General features: G+C 68.3%; 5 protein-coding genes. 2 read left to right on the top strand and 3 right to left on the bottom strand.

What is annotated here, in order from left to right:
• Window positions 1-156 precede the first annotated feature (156 nt).
• Complete coding sequence (locus tag J8I35_RS31475; RefSeq protein WP_209928869.1) at window positions 157-2,388, top strand: transglycosylase domain-containing protein; 2,232 nt, start codon at window positions 157-159, stop codon at window positions 2,386-2,388.
• Window positions 2,389-2,409: 21 nt separating this feature from the next.
• Here J8I35_RS31475 and J8I35_RS31470 read toward each other — a convergent pair whose 3' ends face one another.
• From J8I35_RS31470 to J8I35_RS31460, 3 genes are all read right to left on the bottom strand, one after another.
• On the bottom strand, window positions 2,410-4,371 hold the full coding sequence (locus J8I35_RS31470) for a WG repeat-containing protein (protein WP_245170510.1): 1,962 nt from the start codon (window positions 4,369-4,371) through the stop codon (window positions 2,410-2,412).
• A 173-nt stretch (window positions 4,372-4,544) separates the two neighbouring features.
• Entirely contained in the window at window positions 4,545-5,645 is a 1,101-nt protein-coding gene (gene add / locus J8I35_RS31465; RefSeq protein ID WP_209928866.1) for an adenosine deaminase, read from the bottom strand.
• Between the two features lie 46 nt (window positions 5,646-5,691).
• Entirely contained in the window at window positions 5,692-7,041 is a 1,350-nt protein-coding gene (locus J8I35_RS31460; protein ID WP_209928863.1) for an NCS2 family permease, read from the bottom strand.
• A gap of 94 nt (window positions 7,042-7,135) precedes the next feature.
• On the opposite strand from J8I35_RS31460, the gene J8I35_RS31455 reads away from it, so the two are divergent.
• Entirely contained in the window at window positions 7,136-8,044 is a 909-nt protein-coding gene (locus J8I35_RS31455; RefSeq protein ID WP_209928861.1) for a LysR family transcriptional regulator, read from the top strand.

Raw genomic sequence — 8,044 nt, 5'->3', positions numbered from 1 at the left:
GATCGGGCCGTCAAGTCCCGTCCTGCTCGTTATGCTGTCCGGTTCCTCAGAAAGAACCTTAACTGAACGGCATTAGCAAGCAAACGGCCGTTTCGGGCACCGGCGCCGGGTTCCGTTTGCTAGGATCGCGCGTCTTCCCTCCGCGCTCCTGCCGCCTTGAATCGCTTCGTGCCGTTTCTCCGAGATGCGTGGCTTCGTTGCCGCGCCCGTGTCGCGCCGCTCGCCGCCGCGTGCCGCACGCGCGTCCGCGCGCTGGGCGCGGGCGCGCTGCATCGCCTGCGCCATCCGACCCGGCGCGGCGTCGCGCTGACGCTCGCCGCGATCCCGGTGCTCGGCCTGCTGGTGCTGCTCGCGTTCGTTCCGTTCACGCCGAGCATCGGCGACATCCGCAAGGCGCGCATCGACCGCCCCGCGCGCGTGCTGTCGGCCGACGGCCAGCTGATCGCCGAATTCCGGCCCGTGAACCGTGAATGGGTGCCGCTCAAGCAGATCTCGCCGCATATGGTCGATGCGCTGATCGCGACCGAGGATCACCGCTTCTACGCGCATCACGGCATCGACTGGCGCCGCACGCTCGCGGCCGGGCTGCATACGTTCTCGGGCGACCGCCAGGGCGGCTCGACGATCACGCAGCAGCTCGCGCGCAATCTGTATCCCGACGAAGTCGGTCGCGCGCCGACGCTCACGCGCAAGCTGAAGGAGCTGATCACCGCGTTCAAGATCGAAGCGGTGTACAGCAAGGACGAGATCCTCGAAACCTACCTGAACACCGTGCCGTTCCTGTACAACGCGTACGGCGTCGAGATGGCCGCGCGCACCTACTTCGGCAAATCGGCCGATCAGCTCGACATTACGGAAAGCGCGACGCTCGTCGGGATGCTGAAGGGCAACAGCTACTACAACCCGGTGCTGAATCCGGACCGCGCGGTCCAGCGGCGCAACATCGTGCTCGGCCGGATGGCGCAGATGGGCATGCTGTCGCCGCAGCAGCTCGCGAAACTGCAGCGCCGGCCGCTGCGCGTCGACTTCGAACCGCAGACCGCGCAGCCGGGCCTCGCGCCGCATTTCGCGGTGCAACTGCGCAAGTGGCTGATCGCATGGGCCGACCGCAACAACTACGATCTGTACGCGGACGGCCTCGTCGTGCGCACGACGCTCGATGCGCGGCTGCAGGACATGGCCACGCAGGCGCTGACGCGGCAGACCGAACGACTGCAGGCGATCGCCGACGGCGCATGGCGCGGGCCGTCCGGTTGCGGGCTGCGCAACGACCTGTTCGTCGGCTTCATGCGGCAGACGCCCGAGTATCGCCAGGCGCGCGACACGGGGCTCACCGATGTGCTCGCGCTGAAGCAGCTCGGCGCGAATCGCGAATTCATGCGCGCGCTGTGCGAGCGCAAGACGCAGGTGCAGGCCGGCTTCGTCGCGATCGATCCGCGCAACGGTGCGATCCGTGCGTGGGTCGGCAGCCCGGATTTCGGCAGCGAGCCATTCGATCACGTGGTACAGGCGCGGCGCCAGCCGGGTTCGACGTTCAAGCCGTTCGTCTATGGCGCCGCGTTCGCGGACGGGATGCGGCCGGGCGATACCTTCGTCGACCGCCCCGTCGCGATCCCGATCGACGGCCGCGCCGTGTGGCATCCGACCGATGCGGAACCGCCGACCGGCGAGCCGATGACGCTGCGCGACGCGCTCGCGCTGTCGCGCAACCGCATCACGGCGCAGGTCATGCAGCACGAAGGCGCCGCGAAGGTCGCGCAGCTCGCCCGCGCGATGGGCGTGCGCGACAGCCCGCTCGATGCGGTGCCGTCGCTGGCGCTCGGCACGAGCCCCGTCACGCTGAAAGAGATGGTGTCCGCGTACGGCACGATCGCGAACCGCGGCGTGTACGTCGCGCCGCAGATGATCACGCGCATCGAGGATCGCAACGGCCGGGTGCTCGCCGCGTTCGGCAGCGCGCCGCCGGAACGCGCGTTGCCCGCGCCTGCCGCGCAGACGCTGGTCGACGCAATGCGCGGCGTCGTCGATTACGGGACCGGCGCGGACATCCGCTCGCGCTACGGGATCCGGATCGACGTCGCGGGCAAGACCGGCACGACGCAGGACAACACGGACGGCTGGTTCATCCTGATGCATCCGCAACTGGTGGCCGGCGCATGGGTCGGCTTCGACGACGGCAGCGTGACGCTGCGCAGCGACTACTGGGGCGCGGGCGCGCACAGCGCGCTGCCGATCGTCGGGTCGTTCTACGATGCGGCGCTGCGCGCGCGGGCGATCGATCCGCACGTGCAGTTCTCGCCCGACTTCCGGCCGCGCAGCGCGCCGGCGCCGAAGCGACGCGCACCGCCGCATTCGGGCCTGTTCGACTGGTTGAGGTTCTTTCGCTAAACGTGCCGGCGGCGCTCCGGGCTACCGCAGCGTCGTCGTCGCGTGCCCATCCGCGTACAGCCACACGGGAACGCCGTCATCGCGCAATGCGGCGACCGGTTCATCCATGCGCCAGCGCTGCGCGATCTCGACACGGCGAACGAACCACGGCATCAACGTCGCATGCCGTGCATCGTCGTCACGATCGTCGTCGAACAGCGCATCGTCGCCGATTCGCGTGTAACGCGCCGGATGCAGCACGGTGCCGTCCGCGCGCAATACCGTCGCGCGCACGTCGTGGCCGTCGTCGTCCTGCACGCTGGCGAGCCAGCCATGATCGGCGCCCCAGAACAGGCCGGCCACATCGTCGTAGCGCCCCTGCGCGATCGTCGCGCCCGTCTCGAGATCGCAGATCGCGAGTTGCCCCGGCTCGCCCGGCAGGACGCCGATCGCGTAACGCGTGAACAGCTCGCCCGGCACGGCTTCGTCGTCGGGCAACCACGTCAGCGCCCCCATGTTGACGAAGTCGAACGGCGTCAGCACGCGGCCCTGCCCGTCGACGATCGCGCAACGGCCGTCGTCGCGCCGCACGATATGGCGGATCGTGCCGAGCTCATCGAACATTTCCGCGTGTTCGCCGCCGGTCAGCGGTGCAACTTCCGCGTAATGCGGTTCGACGATCACCCGGCCTTTCGCATCGACGAGACCGACGTGACCGTTACGCCGCGCGACGAACGCGCCCCACTCGGACGACCATTCGAGCGACGCCCACTCGGGCTGTGCGCGCCATTGCCCGTCGCGCCCGATCAGCCCCCATCGCTCGCCTTCGGCTGCCGCCGCGACGGCGCCGTTCACGAATTCGTGCGCGTCGTCGAAACGCGGCGGAATCGTCCACGCGCCATGCGTATCGACGAAGCCCCAGCGGCCATTCAGGCTCGCCGACGCGACACCGCCGGTGAACTCGCCGAAATCGTCGAGCGTCGGTTCGAGTACCCACGCCCCGTCCGTGCGCACGAGCCCGAACCGCTCGCCCACGCGCACGCAGGCGACGTCGCCGCTGAAATCCCACACCGCGTCGAACGCCGGTTCGCGCACGATCCTGACACCGCCGCCCGCGACGTCCCCATCGGCAAGCAGCAGGCCGACCTTGCCGTCGCGCGCGGCCCACAACAACCGGTCGTCACGCGCGCCACTGGCCCACAGGTTCGTCCACTCGGGCGGCACGATCACGTCCCACGCGTCGTCGGTTTCACGCCGCACGCCCCACAGGCCGTTGCTTCCGCGAAAGCTGAACGTGTCGTGATCGAGCCAGTTGCCGTGCAGCTCACCGGCGTCGAACATCTCGGCGAACGTCACGCGGCGCGGCGGATTCTGGCGCCGGAAATAATGATGCGACACGCCGCCGAATCCGAAGCCCCACGCCCAGTCGCCCCAGTCAGCGGGCGTATCGATCTCGAGTGCATCGCGCACGCCGCGCACGTCGCGGAAGTCCATGCAGTTCGCGACCTGCCACCACAGGCGCGTGCACGCATCGCGTTTCTCGTCGATGTAGTCGTTCGGATCGCCGTCGTCGAGCCATGACAGTTCGTCGAGGTTCGCGGATAGCCGGGCCGCGCCGTGCGCGTCGCCGAGCGCATCGATCGACTCGCCGAGATGACGCACGACCGCATCGAACTGGCGCGCGAGCGCCGGATCGTCGCCCGGCAGTGGATACGCGGTGACGAACGCCGCGAGCCGGCTGAGGCGCGCAAGCGCGGCGCGTGCATCGCTCATGAGATTCGGCGTGCCGGCATCGCCGAACACGCGTTGATCGGTAATCGCGTCGCCCGCGCCGCCGTCGGCCAACAGCACGCGCCACAGCAGCGGAAAGTGATTATTGGATTCCGCGAACTCGATCGTTCGCGCGTCGTCGCCATTACCTGGCTGGAGATAAAGCCATGCTCGATTGCCCATCGGAAGGGTCGCCCTCGTTATTATTGTTGCCGTGATCGTGTCGGCGCCCATTATAGAAGCACGCGATGACGCCGGCGGTGGCCGCCTGCGCCGCGCACCATCACCGTCATCGTTCGACCATGACGGCGCGCAATACGCTATCCGATTTCGACCGCGACTATCTTCCCGATTCGAATGAATCGCCGGCCCGGCGACGTACCGGCCGGCGAGGCACTCGACCGCGTTCAGCCGGCCGCGAGCGTGGCGGCCAGCGCGTCGTATTCAGGCACCCACGCTGCACGCCACGCCGCCTTCGTCGCGTCATCGACCCACGCGCCGTCGATCCCGTTCAGCATGAACTGCTTCAACTCGGCCACGGTGAAGCCGAAATGGCTGAACATCAGCTCCCACGCTTCCGAAGGGTTCACCTTGTGCAACGTCGGATCGTCAGTGTTCGGATGGATCTTCAACCCGAGCCCCGGCATCTTGCGCATCGGATGCAGTTCGGCCCATTGCGCCGGCGGCAGCGTGCGCAGGTAATACGAATTCGTCGGCACGACGGTAAACACGATGCCGCGCTCCGCATAGCGGGCGCACAGCTCGGGGTTGTCGACGATCGTATAGCCGTGATCAATGCGGTCCACCTGCAGCAGATCGACGGCCGTCTCGACGTTGCGCCACGGCATCCCGAACTCGCCCGCATGCGCAGTCGTGCGGAAGCCGACCGCACGCGCGCTGCGGTACGCCTTCCAGAACAACTCGGGCGGCCGGTCGTTCTCGCGATAATCGATACCGAGTCCCGCGACTTCGTCCGCGCGATGCGCGCTCATCCACTCGACGATCGCAACCGCTTCGTCGGGGTCCTGCTCGCGGTCGATGCTCGGAATCACGCGCGCGCCGATTCCGAAATCGCGCGCGGCATCGCGAATTCCCGTCACGATCGCGGCCTGCGCATCCGCATACGCGATGCCCGACACGCGCACCGTTCCCGTCGGATTCCAGAAGAATTCCGCGTGCCGCACGTTGTGGGCGGCTGCGTCTTCCAGATACTCATAGGTAATACGCCGCAGGTCGTCGGGTTGCGTCAGCAGATATTTATCGAGCGCGCGCAGCACGTGCAGCACGCCGACCGGTTTCTCGCCGCGTGCGTAGAACGCCTCGATCTCCGCGCGTTCAATCGGTGCCCCGCTGCGTTCGGCCAGCGCGACGAACGTGTCGTGCCGCACCGCGCCGAGCAGGTGGCAATGCAGCTCGACTTTCGGCAGCGCGCGGAAGAAGGCCCGATGGGCCGTCGTGATCTCGATGCCCGTGCGCGCGGCCGGAACGTTGCCTGGTGTTCCCTTCATGTCAGTCTCTTTTTTCGGTAGTGCCATTGCGTCGCGAAGCCGTCTCTCAGTGCGGCTTCACGACGGTCCAGAAGTAATAGCCGAGCGGCAGCGCGAGCACGACGAGCCCCCACGACACGTCGCGCCAGCGCCCAGCCAGCAGCTTGACGAGCACGTAGCACAGCAGCCCGCCCGCGATGCCGGTGCCGAAGCTGTTCGACATCAGCGTGAGCAGCACCATCGACATCACGGGCAGCGCATCGGTGAAGTCGTCGAAATGCGTATGGCGGATCGTCGCGAACATCGACAGCCCGATCAGGATCAGCGCCGGCGCCGTCGCCTCCTTCGGAATCGCGAGCGCGACCGGCACGAACAGCAGCATCGCGGCGAACAGCACGGCCGCCGCCACCGACGACAGCCCGCTGCGGCCGCCCGACTCGACGCCCGCTGCCGATTCGATCAGCGCGGTCAGCGCGGGAATGCCGAACACGGGCCCGAGCGTCGCGGCGAGCGAGTCGACGAGAAACGGCCGGTTGATGTTCGGCAGGTTGCCGTGCTCGTCGAGCAGGTTCGCCTTCGCGCCGACCGCAAGCGCGGTGCCGAGCGTCGAGAAGAATTCCGCCGCGAAGAATGCGAACAGGTACGGCGCGGCGGCCAGGCTCAACGCGCTGCCGATATCGAGCTTGAACGCGATCGGCGCAATGCCGTGCGGCAGCGACATGACCGACGCGGGCAGGTGCGTGACGCCGAGCGGCACACCGGCCGCGGCGGCGACGAGGATCGCGATCAGGATCGCGCCGGGCACCTTGCGCGCCTGCAGCACGATCGCGACCGCGAGGCCGATCAGCGCAACCAACGCGCCCGGCCGCGAGAAGTCGCCGAGCGCGAACGCGTTGGTCTTCGCGTTCGCGACGACCATCCCCGCATTGCGCAGCCCGAGCATCGTGACGAACAGCCCGATCGACGCACCGAGCCCGAGTTTGATCTGCACCGGAATCAGCCGCACCACGACGCCGCGCGCGCCGAGTATCGTCAGCAGGAAGAACAGCACGCCCGACACGCATGCGATGCCCAGGCCCGTCTGCCAGCCGACGTGCTCGGTCGTCGCGAGCGTCACGCCGATGATCACCGAGCCGCCGATACCGGGGCCGACGAGGAACGGCAGGTTCGCGTAGAACCCCATCAGCGTGGTGAACAGCACGAACACGATGATCGTCGCGGTCGTCGCCGCGCCGCGGTCCATGCCGCCCGTCGCGAGCAGCGACGGGATCACGACGAGCAGGTACGCGGCCGCGAGAAACGACGTGACGCCCGCGATCGTCTCGGTGCGCACGCTCGTGCCGCGCGCGGCGAGCGCGAAGCGGCGTTCGAGCCAGTTGGCCGGCACGCGCGCCGGCATCGTGTCAGTCGCTGACATGGTGGTTCTCCTGTGATTCCGAATATTGTCCTGTGTCGGGTCGTGCAGCGCGGTCTTATACTGCCGCGTACCGCATCCCGACCGTCATTGCCCGATGTCCGACCGCTCGTCGCTGCTTCCCGCGCTCACGCTGCGGCAGGTCCAGCACTTCGTCGTCCTTGCACACGCACGCAGCTTCACGCAAGCCGCGCAGGCGCTGTCGCTCACGCAGCCCGCGCTCACCGCGTCGATCCGCCAGATCGAGTTCCTGCTCGGCGGCCGCCTGTTCGCACGCACCGCGCACCGGCTCACGCTGACCGCCGCGGGCGAAGCCGTGCTGCCGCTCGCCGAGCGCCTGCTCAATCAGGCGCGCGGCACCTTCGACGACATGACGCGGCTCATCGGCGAACGCATCCAGACCGTGCGCATCGCGTTCATCCCGTCGGTCGCGGGCCGCCTGCTGCCCGCGCTCAACGCGCTGCGCGCCACGCACCCGACGTTGCGCTTCACGCTCACCGATTTGCCGAACAGCGCGCTCGTCGAAGCGGTGCGCGACGGCGTCGCGGATCTCGGCATCGGCGTGCGCGAACCCGACAGCGACGACGGCACGCTGCGCTACCGGCAGCTGTTCGAGGACGAGATCGTGATCGTCGTGCGGCACGACGATCCGCTCGCCCGCGCGAAGAGCGTCACGTGGGCGAAGCTGGTCGATCGCGATCTCGCGGTGTTCGTGCGCGGCAGCGTCAGCGAATCGCTGCATCGCACCGGCGGCGCCGGAAAGCTGCGCCTGAACGTCACGTACCGGATGGAATACACGGAGCCGCTCTACGCGCTCGCGCGCAACGGCCTCGCGACCGCCGTGCTGCCGAGCCTCTACACGATGCATCTGCACGATCCCGAACTCGTCGCGCTGCGCGTCGACAAGCCGCGCGTCACGCGCGCGATCTCGCTGATCTCGCTCGCCGCCGACGATCGCGGCCCGCACGTGCGCGCGTGCCGCGAGTGGATCGAGCAGCGCATCTGA

It is taken from the genome of Burkholderia sp. CpTa8-5, assembly GCF_017815045.1.
Lineage (GTDB): Bacteria > Pseudomonadota > Gammaproteobacteria > Burkholderiales > Burkholderiaceae > Burkholderia > Burkholderia sola.
This window is presented reverse-complemented; position numbering and strand designations above follow the sequence as displayed.

Bases quoted from the DNA above. Each gene is read 5' to 3' on its own strand.
- add (WP_209928866.1), bottom strand. From the start codon at position 5,645: ATGAAGGGAACACCAGGCAACGTTCCGGCCGCGCGCACGGGCATCGAG.
- J8I35_RS31470 (WP_245170510.1), bottom strand. From the start codon at position 4,371: ATGGGCGCCGACACGATCACGGCAACAATAATAACGAGGGCGACCCTT.
- J8I35_RS31455 (WP_209928861.1), top strand. From the start codon at position 7,136: ATGTCCGACCGCTCGTCGCTGCTTCCCGCGCTCACGCTGCGGCAGGTC.
- J8I35_RS31460 (WP_209928863.1), bottom strand. From the start codon at position 7,041: ATGTCAGCGACTGACACGATGCCGGCGCGCGTGCCGGCCAACTGGCTC.